Source organism: Bacteroides sp. 2_2_4 (assembly GCF_000157055.1).
Taxonomy (GTDB): domain Bacteria; phylum Bacteroidota; class Bacteroidia; order Bacteroidales; family Bacteroidaceae; genus Bacteroides; species Bacteroides ovatus.
Genome location: NZ_EQ973356.1, coordinates 129,934 through 150,934, shown reverse-complemented (window position 1 = coordinate 150,934; position 21,001 = coordinate 129,934). Strand labels below are relative to the sequence as shown.

Genomic DNA, 21,001 nt, shown 5'->3' with positions numbered 1-21,001 from the left:
AAAACAACAGAAGAAGAATTTTTATAATTCGGAAAAAAATGCGAAATTTGCAACGCTTTTCAAGTTTGACAAGAAACTTACTAACACCTTTAAATAAAAAATTAAAGAAAATGACTAAAAGTGCATTGCAAATCGCAAGGGCTGCTTACCAGCCCAAACTTCCGAAAGCATTGGCATCAGGAGCTGTTAAGGCTGTAGCAGGTGCTGCTACTCAATCTGTAGCCGATCAGGAAGCTATCAAAGCATTATTCCCGAACACGTATGGAATGCCGTTGATTACATTCGAAGCTGGTGAAGCTGTTGCTCTTCCCGCTATGAATGTAGGTGTAATTCTTTCCGGTGGTCAGGCTCCGGGCGGACACAATGTAATCTCCGGTTTGTTCGATGGTATCAAGAAATTGAACCCGGAAAACAAATTATATGGTTTTATTCTGGGTCCTGGTGGTCTGGTAGATCACAACTATATGGAACTGACTGCTGATATCATCGACGAATACCGTAATACAGGTGGTTTCGATATCATCGGTTCCGGACGTACGAAGCTGGAAGCTGAAAGCCAGTTTGAAAAAGGACTTGAAATCATCAAACAACTTGGCATCAAGGCACTGGTTATCATTGGTGGTGACGACTCTAACACAAATGCTTGTGTATTGGCTGAGTACTATGCTGCTAAGAAGTATGGTGTACAGGTAATCGGTTGCCCGAAAACAATTGACGGTGACTTGAAGAACGATATGATTGAAACTTCTTTCGGTTTCGATACAGCTTGTAAGACTTATGCTGAAGTAATCGGTAACATCCAACGTGACTGTAACTCTGCACGTAAATACTGGCACTTCATCAAATTGATGGGTCGTTCGGCTTCTCACATCGCACTGGAATGTGCTTTGCAAGTACAGCCTAACGTATGTATCATTTCAGAAGAAGTGGAAGCAAAAGATATGTCTTTGGACGATGTAGTAACATCTATCGCTAAAGTGGTAGCAGACCGTGCAGCACAAGGACACAACTTCGGTACAGTTTTGATTCCGGAAGGATTGGTAGAGTTCATTCCTGCCATGAAACGTCTGATTGCTGAATTGAATGACTTCCTGGCTGCTAATGCTGAAGAATTCGGTCAGATTAAGAAATCTCACCAACGTGATTATATTATCCGCAAACTTTCTCCGGAAAACTCTGCTATTTATGCTAGTCTGCCGGAAGGTGTTGCCCGTCAGTTGACTTTGGATCGTGACCCGCACGGAAACGTTCAGGTTTCATTGATCGAAACTGAAAAACTGTTGTCTGAAATGGTAGCTACTAAGTTGGCTGCATGGAAAGAAGAAGGCAAGTATGTTGGTAAATTTGCTGCTCAACACCACTTCTTCGGTTATGAAGGACGTTGTGCTGCTCCGTCAAACTTTGACGCTGACTATTGCTACTCTTTGGGTTACACAGCTTCTATGTTGATTGCTAACGGTAAGACTGGTTATATGTCTTCTGTACGTAACACAACAGCTCCTGCTGCTGAATGGATTGCTGGTGGTGTGCCTATTACTATGATGATGAACATGGAACGTCGTCACGGTGAAATGAAGCCGGTTATCCAGAAAGCATTGGTAAAACTGGATGGTGCTCCTTTCAAAGCATTTGCTTCACAACGCGAACGTTGGGCTATCGAAACGGATTATGTATATCCGGGTCCGATCCAATACTTCGGTCCTACAGAAGTTTGCGACCAGGCAACTAAGACTTTGCAACTGGAACAAGCTAAATAAATACACTTCAAAGTAGTTGTTAATACAACAGCTGCAATGAAGGGTTCTTTCAGGCACGGATTACGCGGATTAATACGGTTTTTAGTTATTTCTTATAACCCTGTATTCCGTGTAATCCGTGCCTATCTCTAAAAACATTGATCGTTTAAAGTAAATGCCGCAACGCAACAACCCGATGTCTGCCGTACAGAAGAAAAGAACTGTTTCCACTACCAAAAGAAAGGGAACGACTTCTTCTTCCAAGACTTCCCGTACCTCAAAAAAGGAACAGGTGAAGCATCGAACTGTGATGCCTACCTGGCTTCGTAATATTCTGGCAGTGATAATTGTCGGTTGTTTCTCCGTCGCTTTCTATTATTTTTTTATCCGCCCTTATGCTTATCGATGGAAACCTTGCCATGGCTTAAGGGAATATGGTGTCTGCATCCCTGACGGATATGATATTCATGGTATTGACATTTCTCACTATCAGGGAAAGATTGACTGGAAGAAGCTGTTGCAGAATAAAGAGACGGCTACTCCTTTGCATTTTGTCTTTATGAAGGCAACAGAAGGAGGAGATCATAACGATACCACATTTGAGGCAAATTTTGCCAATGCCCGTAATCATGGATTTATCCGTGGCGCTTATCATTTTTATATTCCAAGCACGGATGCTTTGAAACAGGCGGACTTCTTTATTCGCACGGTAAAACTTGTTTCCGGTGATTTGCCTCCCGTACTTGATGTAGAAGTGACCGGGCGGAAGGAAAAAAGGAATTACAGCAAGGCATCAAACGCTGGCTCGACCGGGTGGAATCTCATTATGGAGTGAAGCCTATTCTTTATACCTCTTATAAATTTAAAACCCGTTATCTGGACGACTCTATCTTCAATGCATACCCTTACTGGATTGCCCATTATTATGTGGACTCTGTGCGGTATCAGGGAAAATGGCACTTTTGGCAACATACGGATGTAGGAAGTGTCCCCGGCATTAAAGAAGACGTAGATTTGAATGTGTTCAATGGCTCGTTAGAGGAACTTAAAAAGCTGACAATTAAGTAACGGGTATTTCTTTTCCCTACAACTTATCTCTTCTCATATTTGTTATAATCGTATTATTACTAAAAAAATACGATTATGAACTTTGATATAGCTATTATTGGTGGTGGTCCGGCCGGGTACACAGCTGCCGAACGGGCAGGGGCCAACGGATTAAAGGCCGTTCTTTTTGAGAAAAAGGCAATGGGTGGAGTATGTCTCAATGAGGGGTGTATTCCTACTAAAACTTTGTTATATTCTGCTAAAATACTGGATAGCATCAAGAGTGCTTCCAAATACGGCGTTTCTGCCGAATCTCCTTCGTTCGATTTATCCAAGATTATGAGCCGTAAAGATAAAACAGTAAAAATGTTGACGGGCGGTGTGAAGATGACTGTGAGTTCTTACGGAGTGACTATTATAGAAAAGGAAGCTCTGATAGAAGGAGAAAAAGATGGGAAAATACAAATCACTTGTGACGGAGAAACCTATTCCATGAAATATTTGCTGGTATGTACCGGCTCTGATACAGTGATTCCTCCTATACCGGGACTGTCAGAAATCAGTTATTGGACTTCCAAGGAGGCCTTGGAGATAAAGGAACTCCCTAAGACACTGGTCATTATTGGTGGCGGGGTGATCGGGATGGAGTTTGCTTCTTTCTTCAACAGTATGGGCGTGAAAGTACATGTGGTAGAAATGATGCCGGAGATTCTGGGAGCGATGGATAAGGAAACCAGTGGTATGCTTCGTGCCGAATATGCCAAACGGGGAGTCACTTTCTATTTGAATACGAAAGTGGTGGAAGTAAATCCTCATGGAGTTGTGATAGAAAAAGAAGGCAAGACGTCTACTATTGAAGCGGAGAAGATCTTGCTTAGTGTAGGACGTAAGGCAAATCTATCCAAGGTAGGACTGGACAAGCTGAATATAGAACTGCATCGGAATGGAGTGAAAGTAGACGAACATCTGTTGACTTCACATCCTCGTGTATATGCGTGTGGTGATATTACAGGCTACTCTTTATTGGCGCATACTGCTATCCGTGAAGCGGAAGTCGCCATCAATCATATTTTAGGAGTGGAAGACCGGATGAATTACGATTGTGTTCCGGGAGTCGTTTATACCAACCCTGAAGTGGCGGGAGTGGGAAAGACGGAAGAAGAACTGGTAAAATCAGGAGTTCCTTACCGTGTTTCAAAATTACCGATGGCTTATTCCGGACGGTTCGTTGCGGAGAATGAACAGGGAAACGGACTCTGTAAGCTGATTCAGGATGAAGATGGGAAGATTATCGGTTGTCACATGTTGGGAAATCCGGCATCAGAACTTATTGTGATAGCAGGTATTGCTATTCAGAGAGGGTACACGGTGGAGGAATTCCAGAAGACTGTGTTTCCACATCCTACGGTTGGAGAGATTTATCACGAAATTATGTTTTAACTCTTATTCCGCTTGATCTATGATTCGATGTATCTATAGTCCGTTTACTGATATTTACTTTCACTTGGCAGCAGAAGAGTATCTGTTGAAGCAGGGAAATGAAAATATTTTCATGCTTTGGCAGGATACTCCTTCTGTGGTAATAGGTAAGCATCAGCGGTTGCGGTCGGAAGTCGATAAGAAATGGGCGGAACAGGAACGAGTACATATTGCCCGTCGTTTTTCGGGTGGGGGAGCGGTGTACCATGATTTGGGCAATATCAATCTGACTTTTATAGAAACGGCTCCCCGATTGCCGGAATTTGTTACGTACTTGCAACGGACATTGGATTTCCTGAACTCTATAGGCCTGATGGCAAAAGGAGGCGAACGACTGGGGATTTATCTGAATGGATTGAAAATATCAGGGAGTGCGCAATGCGTACATAAGAATCGGGTGTTGTATCATTGCACTTTATTGTATGATACGGATCTGACAGCATTGCATAAAGCTTTGAATCCGGAACCGATGGTTGATGATGAAACTTTATCGTCAGTATATGCCGTTCCTTCCGTTCGGAGTGAGGTAACCAATATTCGGAGTTATTTACCGGAGGGAACTGTAACTGATTTTAAAGAGAAGGCTTTTCAGTATTTCAGTAAGTCCCAATCTGTCAGTGCTTTTACCGGGAAGGAAATAGAGGCTGTTAATCAGCTCCGGGAAGGGAAATATATTCAGAAAGAGTGGATATATAGTCGTTGATGTCCGGGCTGGCTTTGTCAGCATCCGGTTAAAATTTACTTAACTTAAAACTTTCTATTTCAGCCCGTTGTTGTAATATATCAAGGTTGAATAATAAATTTACTGTCTATGTCAAAATTCGAAATAAAAATGCCTAAGTTAGGCGAGAGTATAACCGAAGGGACCATTGTCTCTTGGTCTGTAAAGGTGGGTGACATGATTCAGGAAGACGATGTGCTTTTTGAAGTGAATACTGCTAAAGTAAGTGCAGAAATCCCTTCTCCCGTAGCGGGAAAAGTGGTAGAGATTTTATATAAGGAAGGTGACACGGTTGCTGTAGGAATAGTAGTTGCTATTATTGATTTGGATGGCGAAGAATCATCCGGTACGGAGCCGGCAAGCGAAGGTGCCACAAACGAAGGAGCTGATGCCAGTCAGGTTGCCGCTGATGTTTCCGGAATATCACAATCAGCAGCAGACATTGCTAAGAGTCAATCAGTGAATACTGCATCAACCCCCGTTGATACATCCAAACCCGTTGCTGTTGAGGAAGAACGTTGGTATTCTCCTGTTGTGATTCAGTTGGCGCGGGAGGCTAAGATTCCGAAAGAAGAGTTGGATACTATACAAGGTACGGGTTATGAAGGGCGATTGAGTAAGAAAGATATAAAAGACTATATTGAAAAGAAGAAAAGAGGCGATATGGCTGAACCGAAGCCGACCTCTGCTGTTGCTGCTCCGGCTGCAAACAAACCGTCGGTGGTTGTTGCTCCCGAACCGATAACTCCGAAAACGTCTCCGGCTGCATCTGCCCCTGCTGCACAGTCGGCTGCTACTTCATCCAAATCGTCTGCTCCTGTTGCCATGCCTGGAGTTGAAGTGAAAGAGATGGATCGTGTCCGCCGGATTATTGCCGATCACATGGTTATGTCTAAGAAAGTATCTCCTCATGTAACTAATGTGGTAGAAGTAGACGTCACTAAGCTGGTGCGTTGGCGCGAAAAGAACAAAGATGCTTTCTTCCGTCGCGAAGGAGTGAAGTTGACTTATATGCCTGTGATAACCGAGACCGTAGCGAAAGCATTGGCAGCCTATCCTCAAGTGAATGTGTCAGTAGACGGATATAATATCCTCTTTAAGAAACATATCAATGTAGGTATTGCCGTCTCTCTGAATGATGGAAATCTGATTGTGCCTGTGGTGCATGACGCCGACCATTTGAATCTGAATGGCCTGGCAGTTGCCATTGACTCTTTAGCCCTGAAAGCAAGGGATAATAAATTAATGCCGGAAGATATTGATGGCGGTACATTTACCATTACCAATTTCGGAACGTTCAAGAGCCTATTCGGTACACCGATAATTAATCAGCCGCAGGTTGCTATTTTGGGAGTAGGATATATTGAAAAGAAACCTGCTGTGATAGAAACACCGGAAGGCGATACGATTGCCATCCGCCATAAAATGTATCTGTCTTTGTCTTACGACCATCGGGTAGTAGACGGAATGTTGGGAGGTAACTTCCTCCACTTTATAGCCGACTACCTCGAAAACTGGCAAGGCTGATAACTGATTGTTTCACTCATTAAGAACTTCATTCACTATGAAAAAGAAATATGATATAAAAACGACAGATGTAGAAACCCTGAAAAAGTGGTATCATCTGATGACATTGGGGCGTGCTTTGGATGAAAAAGCACCGTCATACCTGCTACAATCCTTGGGTTGGTCTTATCATGCTCCTTACGCGGGGCATGATGGTATTCAGCTTGCCATCGGTCAGGTATTCACTTTGGGCGAAGACTTCCTGTTTCCTTACTACCGCGATATGCTGACTGTACTTTCTGCCGGAATGACTCCGGAAGAAATCATCCTGAACGGTATCTCGAAAGCGACAGACCCGGGCAGCGGCGGACGTCACATGTCGAACCATTTCGCCAAACCGGAATGGCACATCGAAAACATTTCTTCTGCAACGGGTACACACGACCTTCATGCGGCAGGTGTGGCACGGGCAATGGTATATTATGGACATAAAGGAGTCGCCATCACTTCTCACGGAGAATCTGCCACTTCCGAAGGCTTTGTCTATGAGGCTATCAATGGCGCCAGCCTTGAACGTCTTCCTGTTATTTTTGTGATTCAGGACAACGGATATGGAATCTCTGTCCCTAAATCGGAACAGACAGCCAACCGCAAAGTTGCCGAGAACTTCTCCGGCTTCAAGAATCTGAAAATCATCTATTGCAATGGAAAAGATGTGTTCGACTCGATGAATGCCATGACCGAAGCCCACGAATATGCAAGGGAAACCCGTAACCCGGTGATTGTGCAGGCCAACTGTGTTCGTATCGGTTCCCATTCCAACTCGGATAAACATACCCTGTACCGGGATGAGAACGAACTGGAATACGTAAAAGATGCCGATCCGCTAATGAAATTCCGCCGGATGTTGTTGCGTTACAAACGCCTGACGGAGGAAGAATTGCAACAGATCGAAGCTGACGCAAAGAAAGAACTGTCGGCTGCCAACCGAAAAGCGTTGGCTGCTCCCGATCCTGATCCTAAGAGTATCTACGATTTTGTGATGCCCGAACCTTATCAACCCCAGAAGTACAAAGAAGGTACTCATGAAGCAGAGGGCGAAAAGACCTTCCTGGTAAATGCCATTAACGAGACATTGAAAGCCGAATTCCGTTACAATCCCGATACGTTTATCTGGGGACAGGACGTAGCAAACAGAGAGAAAGGCGGTGTGTTTAATGTCACCAAAGGTATGCAACAGGAATTCGGCGAAGCCCGTGTGTTCAGTGCGCCGATTGCCGAAGATTATATTGTAGGCACCGCCAACGGAATGAGCCGCTTTGATCCTAAAATCCATGTCGTGATAGAGGGAGCGGAGTTTGCCGATTACTTCTGGCCTGCCGTAGAACAATATGTAGAATGTACGCATGAGTATTGGCGCAGCAATGGTAAGTTTGCCCCGAATATAACGCTGCGGTTGGCTTCCGGAGGTTATATCGGTGGAGGGTTGTATCACTCTCAAAATATAGAAGGAGCTTTGACTACATTGCCGGGAGCACGAATTGTCTGCCCTTCTTTTGCAGATGATGCAGCCGGATTGTTACGTACTAGTATGCGCTCTAAGGGATTTACTTTGTTCCTCGAACCGAAAGCATTGTATAATTCGGTAGAAGCCGCCACTGTGGTGCCGGAAGACTTTGAAGTACCTTTCGGAAAAGCACGTATCCGCCGTGAGGGTACGGATTTGAGTATTATCACCTATGGAAATACGACCCATTTCTGTCTACATGCCGCCGAACGATTGGAGAAAGAGGGTGGTTGGAAAGTAGAAGTGATCGATATTCGTTCTCTGATTCCGCTGGATAAAGAGGCAATCTTTGAATCGGTCAAGAAGACCAGCAAAGCATTGGTTGTACATGAAGATAAAGTATTCTCCGGTTTCGGTGCGGAGCTTGCAGCAATGATTGGTGAGGAAATGTTCCGTTATCTTGACGGACCGGTGCAGCGTGTCGGTTCTACGTTTACTCCCGTCGGTTTCAATCCGATACTGGAAAAAGAAATTTTGCCGGACGAAGCTAAGATATACGAAGCTGCACGGAAATTATTGGAATATTAAAAGAGAAGAATTATGAAAAAGATAGGTTTGTTTTATGCTACCAAAGCCGAAAGAACGAGTTGGGTGGCAGAGAAAATACAGAAAGAGTTTGGTGAAGACAAGATAGAAGTAGTGCCTATCGAGCAGGCCTGGCAGAATGATTTTGCTGCTTATGACTGCTTCATTGTGGGTGCTTCCACCTGGTTTGACGGAGAACTTCCTACTTATTGGGACGAACTGTTGCCGGAACTCCGGACAATGAAATTGAAAGGTAAGAAGGTTGCTATCTTCGGTTTGGGAGATCAGATACGTTATCCGGAAAATTTTGCAGATGGAATTGGTCTGCTGGCAGAAGTCTTTGAAGGGGATGAGGCTACCTTGGTCGGTTTTACTTCTTCCGAAGGTTACACTTTCGAACGTTCCAAGGCTTTACGTGGCGAGCAGTGGTGCGGGTTGGTTGTCGATTTGGATAATCAGTCCGAACAGGCGGAAAAGAAAATCAAAGCATGGTGCCAACAGGTCAAAAAAGAGTTCGCGTAACGACTTTATTTCTCTTTATAAGATAGTGACGCTATCCGATGCAAATAGTGACGGTATATGCTATGGATAGCGTCACTATCCCACGCGTATACCGTCACTATTTTTTTTCTGCATTAATCTGGAGTCTTACGCTTGTTTATAGCGTATATCGACTGCGATTTTTGCTTGCTTTCTTATATCTTTTAATGATAAGGGAGCTTTCTCTTTTAAAGATATTTGTTGGCTCTTATCCTTTATAAATAAATTTCACTTCTGCCCAACGATTCTTCTCTTTATAATGAACGAAAGTCAGTCCGTTCTTCTCCGCTTCTTCGCGGATGGCGGCAATGTCGTCTATATAAAATCCACTCATATAGAGTTCGGAATTCGTATGCATACAGGCAACATATTGCTTCATATCATTCAGTAATATATTCCGGTTGATGTTGGCGATGATAACGTCGAAAGGTCCTTTTCCTACAAGCGACGAGGCATCTCCTTGTGATACGGCAATATCGTCTACGTGGTTCAACTCGATGTTTTCGATGGAGTTTCGTACGCACCATTCATCAATGTCGATGGCCGTACAGGGACGTGCGCCCCGCATACGTGCGAGGATGGCAAGAATCGAAGTTCCGCAGCCCATATCGAGCAGGGATTTATCTTTCAGTTCGCTGTCCAATAATTCTTCAATGATGAGGCTGGTAGTTTCGTGGTGTCCTGTTCCGAAGGCCATTTGAGGATTGATGACGATGTCATATTCCGCTTTGGGGACATCTTGGTGGAAAGTGCTGTGGATCACACATCGGTTTCCGATAATGATGGGTTGGAAGAAATTCTTTTCCCATTCCTCGTTCCAGTCCTTGTCTTCCGCTTCGGTATATGTATAAGTAATATCCGTATCGGGTAGGGGGAACTCGTTGATGGCAATCTTGATGGCGTTTTCATCACACAATGTCTGTTGGATATATGCGGTCAGTCCGCCTTCACACTCAACAAAACTTTCAAATCCGACTTCACCCAATATGGCAGCCAGTACGTCATTGACGGTTTCGGTACAAGGCTGGGTGCGGAATGTGAACTCAAAATACTTCATAGTTGTTTTTAATGCTGGTGAATAATGTGCAAAGATACAGCAATCCGGGTATAGAAAGTCAAGTTTGCCTGAACTTTATGCCGGTGAGCGTTGTATCTTCTACAAAGATAGTTAGAAATAGGGATTTCCCTATTATCCTTTGGGGAAAATCTCCCCCGGACGAAAAATCTCTTCCTTATCTTTGTAACGTGAATAAGTTTAAGTAATTACATAAACCGAGATGATATGAAAAAGATTGTTTATTTCTTGCTATTTGCCTTGTGCCTTCCGATAGGTATCTTTGCACAAAGCGTTGATGACGACCTTTACTTCGTACCTTCCAAAGACAAACAGGAGAAGAAAGAAACTCCAGTTAAGAAGGAACCGAAGAAACAGGTGACGACTAACATCTATACTTCACCGGGTACTACAGTGGTTGTTCAGGACCGTAAGGGAAGAACACGGGATGTGGATGAATATAACCGCCGTTACGATGCACGTGAAAATGAATTCGTAATGGATAATGATACCTTATATATAAAAGAAAAATCTAATCCGGATTTGGACGGAGAATGGGTGACGGGCGAATTCAATGGTACAACAGACGACTATGAATACGCTGAACGTATCATCCGTTTCCGCAATCCGCGTTTTGCTATCAGTATCAGCAGCCCGTTGTACTGGGATGTAGTTTACGGTCCGAACTCATGGGATTGGAACGTATATACCGATGGTATGTATGCTTATGCATTCCCGACGTTCAGTAACCCGCTTTGGTGGGATTGGCGTTATGGCTCTTACGGCTGGGGATGGAACTATGGCTGGGGATGGAATCGTCCTTATTACTCTTGGGGATATTACCCCGGTTATTGGGGAGGCGGCTACTGGGGTGGCTGGTATGGCGGCGGATATTGGGGACATCATCACCACTGGCACGGTGGTCCTAGCTGGGGCTGGGGCGGAGGTGGAAGACCTTATTATGCCGGACGTAGTGTGATTAATGGTAATAATCGTTCCTATTATTCTGGTTCGAGAAATTATAATTCTACTTCTTACAGAAGAGGTGTCGGTTCATCAACTACCAGACCAGCTAATTCTTCTGTTGGACAAAGTGTTCGCCGTTCAGGTAGTACAGGTACAAATAGTAGAGTTGTAGGTACTCGCGATTATACTCGTAGCGGTAGCAATAGCTCTGTTCGTTCAGGAAGTTCATACTCTCGTAGAAATACAGAAACGTATACACGTCCAAGCAGTACACGTACTTCTGGTACTAGTACACGCAATTCTGGTTCCTCTTATAATAGAAGTAATAGTTCGACACGAAGTTCCGGAACAAATAGTAGCCGTAGCAGTAGTAGCTATTCACGTGGAAGTTCCACTTCTCCATCAAGAAGTTATACGCCTGACAGATCATCATCCCGCTCTTCTAATTCAGGTAGTTATTCAAGAAGTAGTGGAAGTAGCTATTCATCAGGTAGTAGCGGTAGTTATTCTCGTAGTTCTGGCAGCAGTGGCAGTTCTTCACGTAGTAGCGGCGGTGGTGGTTCTTCACGTAGTTCTGGTGGTAGCTATAGAAGATAGTTTATAATTTCAAAAGAGATTGATTATGAAAAGTAATAGAATATTAGCGATTTGTATTCTTTTGATAAGTGTAGGATTTCTAAATGCTCAAACAACTATCTATGATGCAAATCGATGGATGGGAAGTGATTTAAATGGAACTGCCCGCTTTGTAGGTATGGGCGGTGCCATGGGAGCTTTAGGCGGAGATATAACCACTATAGGAACTAATCCTGCCGGTATCGGAATTTATCGTAGCAATGATGTTATGGTTTCATTTGGCTTTGATAATACAGGAGTGAAAGCGAATGGGGCAAGTCTTGATAAGTTTCATGGCTCATTTGATAATGCCGGATTTGTATTCTCTACAAAAATAGGAAATACAACTGCTTTGAGATTTGCCAACTTTGGTTTCAATTATCGCAAAATGAAGTCCTTCAATAGAAGTATGCTGGTGAGTGGAGTATTCAATACTTCTCAAACAGTTCAGATGGCTAATATGGTGAACTTTGATTCATACAGAGACTTTGATCCGTTCACAGAAGCTGCTTTGAGGAGCGATGATGCTTTTCAGAATCCTGAATTGCCTTGGTTGGGTATTATGGGATATAATGCACATTTAGTGAATCCTGTTTATGGGAAAGTAGATCCAGAGAATCCAGATGCAGTTCCTCCTTTTGAGGGATATGAACCCTATTTTCAGGCAGGAGATGCTGTGAGCCAGTCTTATCGTTCGAAAGAAAGTGGAGGTATCCATTCTTTTGATTTGAATGGTGCGCTGAATTTTTATGATCGTTTTTATGTTGGAGCAACATTAGGACTTTATAGTGTAAACTATGACAGGACTAGTGAATATAATGAAGACTTTACTGATAAGGACGGAAATGGTCATGGAGGATATACGTTGGGAAATGACTTTTGGGTAGATGGTAGTGGAGTTGATTTTAAACTAGGTTTTATTCTTCGTCCTTTTGAGTCATCCTCATTCCGTATTGGTGCTGCTGTACATACTCCGACTTTCTTTAGTTTGAAGGAACGGAATACTGCTTATATTAATTTTGATTTGAATGAGACTACACGTGGCATTACCAAACCTTATGATGCCCGTGGAAATGATACTGAAGGAGAATATGAATATAAGTTAATTACTCCGTGGAAGTTTAATGCAAGTATGGGATATACCATCGGTTCTTCTGTAGCATTGGGAGTTGAGTATGAATATTCAGACCGTACTTCAGCTAAAATGAAAGATCCGGACGGATATGAATTAGGTCAGACAGAAGACATTAAAGCAATGATGAAAGCAGTTCATACACTTCGTGTTGGAGCTGAATTTAAGTTAGCACCGGAATTTGCATTCCGTTTAGGATATAATCATATTACTGCTCCTTTGAAATCAGATGCTTTTAAGTATCTTCCTGTAAATTCAATGCGTACTGATACGGAATTTTCTAATCCGGGTGCTACTAATAATTATACATTGGGTTGTGGCTATCGTGGTGAAAGTTTCTATGTAGACATGGCATATATGTATAATACTTATAAAGAAACATTCTATGCTTTTGATAGTTTAGATTTACCTGGAACGAAAGTGACGAACAACAACCATAAAGTGGTTCTTACTTTAGGTATGCGTTTCTAACCTAAAAAAGACAGTTTTCAATTTCAATAATAACTTTTGTGTGTAAAAAATCCCTGGAATGCTGAGTGTCTACAGCGGTTCCGGGGATTTTTATTAGTATCACTTTTTATTCTTCAGTCTTATCTGAATAGTGGAGTTCGTTCGTCAATGATTCCGCGTCTTGCGTACATTTTTACCGCTACAGGAGTTCCGGCTTCTATGGTAATGTCCTCCTCTGCGATGATAGGTTCTTCTTTACCGTCCTCCAGAATAACCGTTCCTATTTTCTCGCCGGCTTTGATGATCTGTGGAATCAAGTTAGTCAAGATACCTTCAGATACTTTCCGGATATCAATGTATTCCGGTTTTGCATTGGGGTCAGCTTCGATTTTACCGCTGAACAGGTCCTGTACACCTTTGTTCTTCAAGAACAGTTTAACGATTGCTCTACCTTCGTAAGGCTGGTTGTTCTCGTCGAGCAGAACGACGGGTGTTGTCATTCTCTTGAATGTAAGAGCAACATTCTTAGAACCTTTGTTGGCTTGGGCTGTACCGAACAAATATTCTAAGCCACCCTTGATTTCACGATAGCGGCTGCTCAATGATCTGGTAGTAGCAGCTTCGTTGGTCAATTCAGGGTAATGAGCATAGAAAGTAACCGTTTCCGAATCGGTGCCTGCTTCGTTCCAGGTTTGGCTATCCATGCCTATGGCAAACGGATGATAATCTTGCTCGGCAACGGACATGGAGATAACATCTCCGGCAGCGAAATTGCTTTTTAACGGAAGTGTCAGACTACTGCTGTTACGAGTAAGAGCATTGTTGATACTTTGGTCAATAGAAGTAGAAAAGTCGATCACTCCTTTACTGGGATCTTGCAGTTCTTCTTGCTGTTGACAACTGAACAGGCATACTGATGCCATAACAAATAAAAGGCTTTTTCTTTTCATTTGAGGGTAATTAATAGGTTAATAATAGTGAGAGGTTTTCTAATATTCTACTCTGTCTTCTTTGGCCACCCAGGCTTTGAAGGCAGTAAGGGCTTCATTATGTAGTAGGATTTCGGAAGGCAGCTTTCTGTCTTCAGGTTTCAGTTGCAGTTCGTCATAGATAAAAGAGTCGTCGAAGCCGATGTTTTTGGCATCAGTCTTGTTGTTTCCATAGTACATCTTATCCAGGCGTGCCCAATAAATAGCACCCAGGCACATGGGGCAAGGTTCGCAGGAAGTATAGATTTCGTATCCGCTAAGATCAAATGTTCCGAGTTTGGCAGCTGCGGCACGTATGGCGCTTACCTCGGCGTGAGCCGTAGGATCACAAGATGCAGTGACACGATTAACTCCTGTTGCAACAATTTCTCCGTCTTTCGTGGCAATCACAGCACCGAAAGGACCTCCACCATTTTCAACATTTTCTTTTGAAAGCTCGATCGCTTTTCTCATTAAAGCTTCTTTAGTCATGGCACAAAAAATATATTGTTAGTTTCATTTTTTCTTTGCTTCTTCCTACAAAGATAGAAAAAACTAACAATATACAATGGAATGTCCCTATTAATTTTTTAACAATACCGGCAGAATCCGGAAAAAGAAGGAACTTTTTTTTGCTTTTTTTAGGGTTATAGCTTACCTAAGATCTTGTCCATTACCCAGTTAGTCAACGTTGCACTTTCGCCGTCGCAAGAGCAAACCGACTTACCCAATAAGTGGTCTACTACTGCTTGGATAAGAGGCTGTTGCACGTGTTCCGGGTTGCCGATACAGATTTCTTCCCGTCCTTTCTCGGTATGCAGTCCGATAGGTTCGTAAGTAAAGACAGAGAAGCAAATCATTCCTTTGTCGCCGATAATCTCTATGCGGTCTTCGCGGGCAGAATCATGGGCTACGAAGCACCAGGAACCACTACCCACCAGTCCGTTGTCAAATTGGAAACAGGCGCTTAATGTATCTTCTGCAGGATAAAGCCCGCCGCGATTACTCTTGTAACCGCTTGCTTCGAGGATACAACCGAACATATCCTGCAACAAATCAATCTGATGCGGAGCAAGGTCGTAGAAGTAGCCGCCTCCGGCAATATCAGCCTGCACACGCCAGGGAAGATTATCACGATTGTAATCCAGATCGCGTGGCGGCTGGGCAAAACGAATCTGTACATTGATAACGTTGCCGATCGTTCCGTTCTCTACTAATTCCTTTACTTTCTGGAAATAGGGAAGATAACGTCGGTAGTATGCTACGAAACAGGGAACCCCCGTTTCATTGGATATGCGGTTGATTCGGGTACATTCTTCATACGTCACCGCCATTGGCTTCTCAATATAGGCCGGTTTACCCGCTTTCATGGACATAATGGCATACGTAGCGTGTGAAGAAGGAGGAGTGGCTATATAGACAGCGTTTACTTCCGGATCATCTATCAGCTCCTGTGCATCGTCATACCATTTCTTGATTCCTCTCTCTTTGGCATACGCTTTCGCTTTCGCGCCGTCACGACTCATCACGGCTACGACTTCCGAATGTTCTACTTTCTGGAAAGCGGGACCGCTTTTCGTCTTGGTTACTTCTCCGCAACCAATGAAGCCCCATTTGATCATCTTTTCACTCATAATATAATATACCTATTGTGTCTGTTCTAACAAACCCCAAAGATAAAGCTATTTTTTGTCAAGAGCAACTTTATTGATTATTAACTTAGCGGGGACAGTTGGAAAACAGACATTGTGTTTTGTTTCAACAGAAGCTCTATTTTATCGGAACAAAGGCTCTGTTTCAGGCAAACAGAACGTCTGTTTGAGGCGGATATATACTTCATTTCGGTAAGAAGCAAGGTGAACACTGCTGATCCTCCGGCTGAAGAACCATAACCACCGGGCAAAGCGCAAGGAAAAGCCGGGGCGGGGAGAGGTTTTTCCCGGCTGGATAAAAAGAAAGGAGAGAATCGCGATTCCCTCCTTTGCATGTAGTTTAATTGAAACTACTTTATCATTAACTCTGTAAAGATACGACATTCGAAAGCGAAAGTCAAGTCTTTGGGAGTTTATTTCTCGTAATAGACATGAATATATCTATCTTACATTCTGTTTTTGATTGTTTTCTTCTGATCTGTACTATGATAAGGTTATTCTTTATCATAGTACTTTTTATAAATCTTCTGGTATTCTTTCTCCTTTTGGAATTTATCCAGCCATGCATTCAAACTATCGAGTAAAGCGGGTGATTGTTTGCTGACTGCCCATGAGTAAAATTGTGTAAAGCTGATGGCTGTATTTATATCTATCTGTGGGATGGAATCGGCAGCCGCGCGTGCGATGCTTTCGTCACAAACGGCATAGTCGATATCCCCATGAGCTACCATTGAGATTAATTGTTCGGAACCGTATTTCTCTATTTCTTTGATATAAATGGTATCGCCGATTTCATTACCTAGATTCTGAATACGCAGAATAGAAGGAGACCCTTTTACTACGTGAAGTGTCCGCCCGGCCAAGTCCAGCTGGCTACGGATATAGAGTGAGTCGTTTTCTCCGTTTTCTTTCCGTTGCACGAGCACTTGCTTGTTGAGCGTGATGGGAGAGGTGAGGAGCAGAGAGTCTTTCAGTTCGCTGGTAGCTAATATGCCGCAGGCAATTACATCGTAACGTCCCTCGCTTAATCCTTCCAGCCGTTCTTCAAAACTCATCAGGGGTGTTATTTCGGTCTTTAATCCCTTGTCATGGGCAAAAGCCTGTATCAGTTCGTAATGGAAACCGGAAACGGTATCGCCGTCCACGTAGAAACTGATCGAGTTATATTCAGTCGCTACACGCAATATACCTTCTTTGGCAATGGCTGCATAATCACGTGGGTGTCCTGACGGCTTTTCCTGATTACCGCATTGGCGGATAGAAAAGATGATTGCCAATACAATGATTACGGGCACTAAATATCTGGCCAGTCTCAATTTGGGGCGTGTTACCATAAGCCATATAGATTTTGTTAATCATAGAAATTCCATGAAAGACCGAATTTCAGTACACGCGGGTTGATAGGATAGTGAGGAGCCAGGAAGTAATTCGGGCTGCTCATACCTTGATTCACGTGATACATCATTACATAGAAACGTGTACGCTTTAGATGTAAGTTTGCGTATACATTCACGATCGGATAACCTCCTATCTCTACCTGGTCATTTTCCGGTTGCAAATAGAAGTTTTGGATAGCCGGCATATAAGCGGGTGCATTGTATTTACTGAAATAACGCACATCGGCACCCAATTGTACACTAAGCACTTTCTTTGCCAGCTTGAACTGCATATAGAAATTGTGATACAGCGAAAGATCAGGCAAAGGTAATACGGTCTGGTCGCTGGACTTTTGCCAGGTTACTTCATTGTCTAAATGGAAGATTCCCAGCTTGAAGTCCTGATTAAGACTTGCTGACAACACCTGTATACTTCCGCTTTTCTGTTCCGGCATTGCTTGTTGGTTGAAATAAGTGTAGTTCTTTATGTTTTCAACTCCTGCTTTCAAGCGTGTTCTCCAACGTGCAATGCTTAATTCTCCTTCAATACGGGTACGAAATTCTTTGTCCATATCATTGTCCCACATGAAATGTTTGGAATGATAATGACGCATATAGAAAGGCGCAAGCTTATTGCTGACTTCACCACGGGCTATAAGGCTCACAGTGTCTTTCCATAACGGAAAGTTAAGGTCGATATCTCCTTTCACATTGAATTGTCCGATTGCTTTTCCGGCGAGTCCCACTTCACCAATGGCATGGTAATGAAGTACATTTCCTTCACGTTTGGATAATTCGCCTCCAACAAATATTTCATTTTCATTGTATTTGTCGGGCAATGGATTCCCCTCCATATTCATAAGAGTATATTTGCTGATTTTATAGGAAGCAAATGCCGTGAGTCCGGCTTTGGCATATTTATTGAATCCTTCGAGTAGAGCTATACCTATGGTATTCTTGATACCCATATAAGTAGTACTGTCTCTGGCAATCGGATTATCCGGTTCCAAATAGGTGTTTTGATAATAGTTCTTTTCACGCATGTCATCATCAGAGTTGAAGCTATGACGTGCACGCTCTACCTGAATGGTATGTATAAAACTAGTGACCGGCACAAACTCTTGTTTGGCTGGAGTAGTGTCATTTTCGGCCTGCGGTATGTCGCGGCTGAATCCCAGATTGTAACGTTGGGTCAGGAATATATAAAAGTCATGATTACGGTTGGTTGTGGCGCTTAGTACAGTCGGGATATTGGTTGATTCATATTCCCTTTGGCCTTGTGCCATCTCTTCAGGAGCAGTGATGTATCGGTCGTCCTCAATACCTCCGTTTTCATTTGTTTTGAGATAATTGTTGCTGTAGATAGCTTGCATCTGGTATCGGTCGCCGATATAACTACCGAAAATTGCCGCATTGAAATAAGCCGTATTTTGGTTATTATAATATCCTCGTCCGTACAAGTAATCTATGTTAAAACCGAAAGCCAGCTTCTTGTTTACATTGACAGAGAAATAAGACTTAAAGCGTTCTTCTCCGTTTATTTTATTACCGGCTTTATGATACGTCAGATTGGTATAAGGTACGTTACTATTGGTGAAATTGAACTCCGTAGGACGAATAAAGAAACTGGAGAAAGGCTCCATAAAGATAGTCGGTTCCGGATCACGACGTTCAAAGAAGATGCGTGACATACGGGGAGAACCCATATTGGCCAGATAATTATAATGTCCGGTAAGTCCTTCGGTAAGATTTGAATTCTGGAAGTGGTGATAAACAGTATCCGCCGGGATGATAGTCCGGTCGCCCAACTGATTATTAATACGCCACATATATAATTTCGGAGGTAACCCCTGTACTTCTACATTTGCACTATCCAGTCTGTCCGGAATCATGGCAGGGTCCACCTGGTTACCGTATTGGTCGTATCCGTTCTCGTCCACTCTCTGGCGACCATTATCGAACTGTGCATGGACAGTTGTCAAACCTATAACGGAAAAGATTATATATAATAGTAAGATTCGTCTCATAATTGGAGGCAAAGATACTTACTTTAATTGATTTAATGATAATGGATAATTGAAAATTATGTTGCATACGTACTATACGTAGCTAATAATTATCAATTATCCATTGTACATTATCTGTTAATTAAACCTCACGGATTAACTCCATACCTTTCTTGATAGCTTCCTCGTTCATAGGAATCAAGTGATGGTGGCGTTCCGGCAGGGTTTTCTTAAGTCCTTTGATAACATTCTCCAACGTTACGATGGGGCGAAGCTTCAATAATCCGCCAAGTACGATCATATTGAATGCTTTGGCATTGTTCATCTCGTTAGCTGCATCCATTGCGTCGATACGATATACCTTAATATCCTTACGGGTAGGAGGGTTGATAATTCCGTAACCGTCATAAATCAGGATACCGCCGGGTTTCACTTTGCTTTCAAACTTTTCGAGTGAAGGCTGATTCAGAATGATGGCAGCGTCGTATTTACTAAGAATCGGTGAGGATATTTTGTCATCGCTTACAATAACTGTAACGTTGGCTGTTCCACCTCGTTGTTCGGGACCGTATGCCGGCATCCAGGTCACTTCTTTGCCTTCCATCAAACCGGAATATGCCAGAATCTTACCCATAGACAATACGCCTTGTCCACCGAATCCTGCTATAATTATTTCTTCTTTCATTGTTCTGTTGACTTTTAGCGTTATTCTTTATCTTTTAAATCACCCAGCGGATAGAATGGGAACATGTGTTCTTCCATCCATTTGTTCGCCTTCTCCGGAGTCATCTTCCAGCCTGAACTACAAGTGGAAACGATTTCTACCAGGTTGGAACCTTTACCGTTCATGGAGTTCTCAAAAGCCTTGCGGATTGCCTTCTTAGCCTTACGGATAGCCGGTACGGATTGTACGGACTGACGGGTTACATAAGCAGTTCCTTCCAGTTGGGCTGCGATTTCAGTAATCTTCAATGGATAGCCGTGAAGTTCAACGTCACGTCCGTAAGGACAAGTCGAGCTCTTCATGCCTACCAGTGTAGTCGGAGCCATCTGGCCGCCTGTCATACCGTAGATCGCATTATTGATAAAGATAATCGTGATATTTTCACCACGGTTCAAAGCGTGGATTGTTTCGGCTGTACCGATGCAAGCCAAGTCACCGTCGCCCTGATAAGTGAAAACAAGACGGTCCGGCCACAGGCGTTTCACAGCAGTCGCCACAGCAGGAGCACGTCCGTGTGCTGCTTCCTGCCAGTCAATATCAAGATAGTTGTAGGCAAACACTGCACATCCCACCGGAGAGATTCCCACAGTTTTATCTTCCATACCCATTTCCTCAATGACTTCGGCAATGAGTTTGTGTACCACACCGTGACTGCAACCCGGGCAGTAGTGCATGGCGTTATCGTTCATCAGAGTCGGTTTTTTGTAAACCAGATTCTCGGGTTTGATTATTTCTTCTTTAGTCATAACTTCATCTCCTTATCTGTTGGTGAACCGTATAAAAAACTCCATCAGCTTGACAAAGATTGCCGCGCCGCATACGTAGATAAACATTTTGAAATCATCTTTTGCTACAAAGTAGGTGATGATGGCTGCAACAGCCAATATCATAAATAGGATGTTCAGTACGTTTCTTATTTTATCGGGATTCATTGTTT

The 21,001-nt window shown here is 43.1% G+C and carries 17 protein-coding genes and 1 pseudogene; 9 read left to right on the top strand and 9 right to left on the bottom strand.

Features of this window, described 5'->3' with window-relative positions:
* Positions 1 to 110 precede the first annotated feature (110 nt).
* The 7 genes and pseudogenes from BSCG_RS23515 to BSCG_RS23545 all read left to right on the top strand — a co-directional run bounded on the left by BSCG_RS23515 (position 111) and on the right by BSCG_RS23545 (position 9,103).
* Complete coding sequence (locus tag BSCG_RS23515) at positions 111 to 1,757, top strand: diphosphate--fructose-6-phosphate 1-phosphotransferase (protein WP_004307609.1); 1,647 nt, start codon at positions 111 to 113, stop codon at positions 1,755 to 1,757.
* Between the two features lie 154 nt (positions 1,758 to 1,911).
* Positions 1,912 to 2,804, top strand: a pseudogene (locus BSCG_RS23520) (glycoside hydrolase family 25 protein).
* 75 nt (positions 2,805 to 2,879) lie between these two features.
* The gene (lpdA, locus tag BSCG_RS23525; protein ID WP_008774900.1) at positions 2,880 to 4,223 is read left to right on the top strand and encodes a dihydrolipoyl dehydrogenase; all 1,344 of its coding nucleotides are present in this window, start codon (positions 2,880 to 2,882) and stop codon (positions 4,221 to 4,223) included.
* 19 nt (positions 4,224 to 4,242) lie between these two features.
* Positions 4,243 to 4,965: a biotin/lipoate A/B protein ligase family protein gene (locus BSCG_RS23530; protein ID WP_008774899.1), complete on the top strand. Its 723-nt coding sequence runs from the start codon at positions 4,243 to 4,245 to the stop codon at positions 4,963 to 4,965.
* Between the two features lie 108 nt (positions 4,966 to 5,073).
* Entirely contained in the window at positions 5,074 to 6,510 is a 1,437-nt protein-coding gene (locus tag BSCG_RS23535; protein WP_008774898.1) for a dihydrolipoamide acetyltransferase family protein, read from the top strand.
* A gap of 37 nt (positions 6,511 to 6,547) precedes the next feature.
* Positions 6,548 to 8,584, top strand: coding sequence for a thiamine pyrophosphate-dependent enzyme (locus tag BSCG_RS23540; protein ID WP_008774897.1), 2,037 nt, complete (start codon positions 6,548 to 6,550; stop codon positions 8,582 to 8,584).
* A 12-nt stretch (positions 8,585 to 8,596) separates the two neighbouring features.
* Positions 8,597 to 9,103: a flavodoxin gene (locus BSCG_RS23545; RefSeq protein WP_004314967.1), complete on the top strand. Its 507-nt coding sequence runs from the start codon at positions 8,597 to 8,599 to the stop codon at positions 9,101 to 9,103.
* Positions 9,104 to 9,329: 226 nt separating this feature from the next.
* On the opposite strand, the gene prmA is transcribed toward BSCG_RS23545, so the two are convergent.
* Positions 9,330 to 10,178 carry a 50S ribosomal protein L11 methyltransferase gene (gene prmA / locus BSCG_RS23550; protein ID WP_004314966.1) on the bottom strand — a complete coding sequence of 283 codons (849 nt, stop codon included), beginning with the start codon at positions 10,176 to 10,178 and terminating at the stop codon, positions 9,330 to 9,332.
* A 225-nt stretch (positions 10,179 to 10,403) separates the two neighbouring features.
* Here prmA and BSCG_RS23560 point away from each other — a divergent pair, with 225 nt between their 5' ends.
* The gene (locus BSCG_RS23560; RefSeq protein WP_004314964.1) at positions 10,404 to 11,738 is read left to right on the top strand and encodes a hypothetical protein; all 1,335 of its coding nucleotides are present in this window, start codon (positions 10,404 to 10,406) and stop codon (positions 11,736 to 11,738) included.
* Between the two features lie 25 nt (positions 11,739 to 11,763).
* Positions 11,764 to 13,359 (top strand): hypothetical protein, encoded by a 1,596-nt coding sequence (locus tag BSCG_RS23565; RefSeq protein ID WP_004314963.1) that lies wholly within the window; start codon positions 11,764 to 11,766, stop codon positions 13,357 to 13,359.
* A gap of 119 nt (positions 13,360 to 13,478) precedes the next feature.
* Here the strand turns inward: BSCG_RS23565 and BSCG_RS23570 are convergent, their stop codons facing one another.
* The 8 genes from BSCG_RS23570 to BSCG_RS29375 all read right to left on the bottom strand — a co-directional run bounded on the left by BSCG_RS23570 (position 13,479) and on the right by BSCG_RS29375 (position 20,996).
* Positions 13,479 to 14,288, bottom strand: coding sequence for a fimbrillin family protein (locus BSCG_RS23570; protein ID WP_008770902.1), 810 nt, complete (start codon positions 14,286 to 14,288; stop codon positions 13,479 to 13,481).
* 39 nt (positions 14,289 to 14,327) lie between these two features.
* Positions 14,328 to 14,798, bottom strand: coding sequence for a nucleoside deaminase (locus BSCG_RS23575; protein ID WP_004314961.1), 471 nt, complete (start codon positions 14,796 to 14,798; stop codon positions 14,328 to 14,330).
* Positions 14,799 to 14,953: 155 nt separating this feature from the next.
* Entirely contained in the window at positions 14,954 to 15,940 is a 987-nt protein-coding gene (locus tag BSCG_RS23580) for a Gfo/Idh/MocA family protein (protein WP_004314960.1), read from the bottom strand.
* 512 nt (positions 15,941 to 16,452) lie between these two features.
* Complete coding sequence (locus BSCG_RS23585; RefSeq protein ID WP_008774894.1) at positions 16,453 to 17,292, bottom strand: transporter substrate-binding domain-containing protein; 840 nt, start codon at positions 17,290 to 17,292, stop codon at positions 16,453 to 16,455.
* Between the two features lie 17 nt (positions 17,293 to 17,309).
* Entirely contained in the window at positions 17,310 to 19,361 is a 2,052-nt protein-coding gene (locus BSCG_RS23590) for a putative porin (RefSeq protein ID WP_008774893.1), read from the bottom strand.
* Positions 19,362 to 19,482: 121 nt separating this feature from the next.
* Positions 19,483 to 20,025, bottom strand: a complete 543-nt coding sequence (locus BSCG_RS23595) for a 2-oxoacid:acceptor oxidoreductase family protein (protein WP_004297415.1) — start codon at positions 20,023 to 20,025, stop codon at positions 19,483 to 19,485.
* A 20-nt stretch (positions 20,026 to 20,045) separates the two neighbouring features.
* Positions 20,046 to 20,810: a thiamine pyrophosphate-dependent enzyme gene (locus BSCG_RS23600; RefSeq protein ID WP_004297416.1), complete on the bottom strand. Its 765-nt coding sequence runs from the start codon at positions 20,808 to 20,810 to the stop codon at positions 20,046 to 20,048.
* 12 nt (positions 20,811 to 20,822) lie between these two features.
* Entirely contained in the window at positions 20,823 to 20,996 is a 174-nt protein-coding gene (locus BSCG_RS29375; protein ID WP_004297417.1) for a hypothetical protein, read from the bottom strand.
* Positions 20,997 to 21,001 lie beyond the last annotated feature (5 nt).

Bases quoted from the DNA above. Each gene is read 5' to 3' on its own strand.
- BSCG_RS29375 (WP_004297417.1), bottom strand. From the start codon at position 20,996: ATGAATCCCGATAAAATAAGAAACGTACTGAACATCCTATTTATGATA.
- BSCG_RS23585 (WP_008774894.1), bottom strand. From the start codon at position 17,292: ATGGTAACACGCCCCAAATTGAGACTGGCCAGATATTTAGTGCCCGTA.
- prmA (WP_004314966.1), bottom strand. From the start codon at position 10,178: ATGAAGTATTTTGAGTTCACATTCCGCACCCAGCCTTGTACCGAAACC.
- BSCG_RS23600 (WP_004297416.1), bottom strand. From the start codon at position 20,810: ATGACTAAAGAAGAAATAATCAAACCCGAGAATCTGGTTTACAAAAAA.
- BSCG_RS23575 (WP_004314961.1), bottom strand. From the start codon at position 14,798: ATGACTAAAGAAGCTTTAATGAGAAAAGCGATCGAGCTTTCAAAAGAA.
- lpdA (WP_008774900.1), top strand. From the start codon at position 2,880: ATGAACTTTGATATAGCTATTATTGGTGGTGGTCCGGCCGGGTACACA.
- BSCG_RS23590 (WP_008774893.1), bottom strand. From the start codon at position 19,361: ATGAGACGAATCTTACTATTATATATAATCTTTTCCGTTATAGGTTTG.
- BSCG_RS23515 (WP_004307609.1), top strand. From the start codon at position 111: ATGACTAAAAGTGCATTGCAAATCGCAAGGGCTGCTTACCAGCCCAAA.
- BSCG_RS23570 (WP_008770902.1), bottom strand. From the start codon at position 14,288: ATGAAAAGAAAAAGCCTTTTATTTGTTATGGCATCAGTATGCCTGTTC.
- BSCG_RS23595 (WP_004297415.1), bottom strand. From the start codon at position 20,025: ATGAAAGAAGAAATAATTATAGCAGGATTCGGTGGACAAGGCGTATTG.
- BSCG_RS23560 (WP_004314964.1), top strand. From the start codon at position 10,404: ATGAAAAAGATTGTTTATTTCTTGCTATTTGCCTTGTGCCTTCCGATA.
- BSCG_RS23565 (WP_004314963.1), top strand. From the start codon at position 11,764: ATGAAAAGTAATAGAATATTAGCGATTTGTATTCTTTTGATAAGTGTA.
- BSCG_RS23530 (WP_008774899.1), top strand. From the start codon at position 4,243: ATGATTCGATGTATCTATAGTCCGTTTACTGATATTTACTTTCACTTG.
- BSCG_RS23580 (WP_004314960.1), bottom strand. From the start codon at position 15,940: ATGAGTGAAAAGATGATCAAATGGGGCTTCATTGGTTGCGGAGAAGTA.
- BSCG_RS23540 (WP_008774897.1), top strand. From the start codon at position 6,548: ATGAAAAAGAAATATGATATAAAAACGACAGATGTAGAAACCCTGAAA.
- BSCG_RS23545 (WP_004314967.1), top strand. From the start codon at position 8,597: ATGAAAAAGATAGGTTTGTTTTATGCTACCAAAGCCGAAAGAACGAGT.
- BSCG_RS23535 (WP_008774898.1), top strand. From the start codon at position 5,074: ATGTCAAAATTCGAAATAAAAATGCCTAAGTTAGGCGAGAGTATAACC.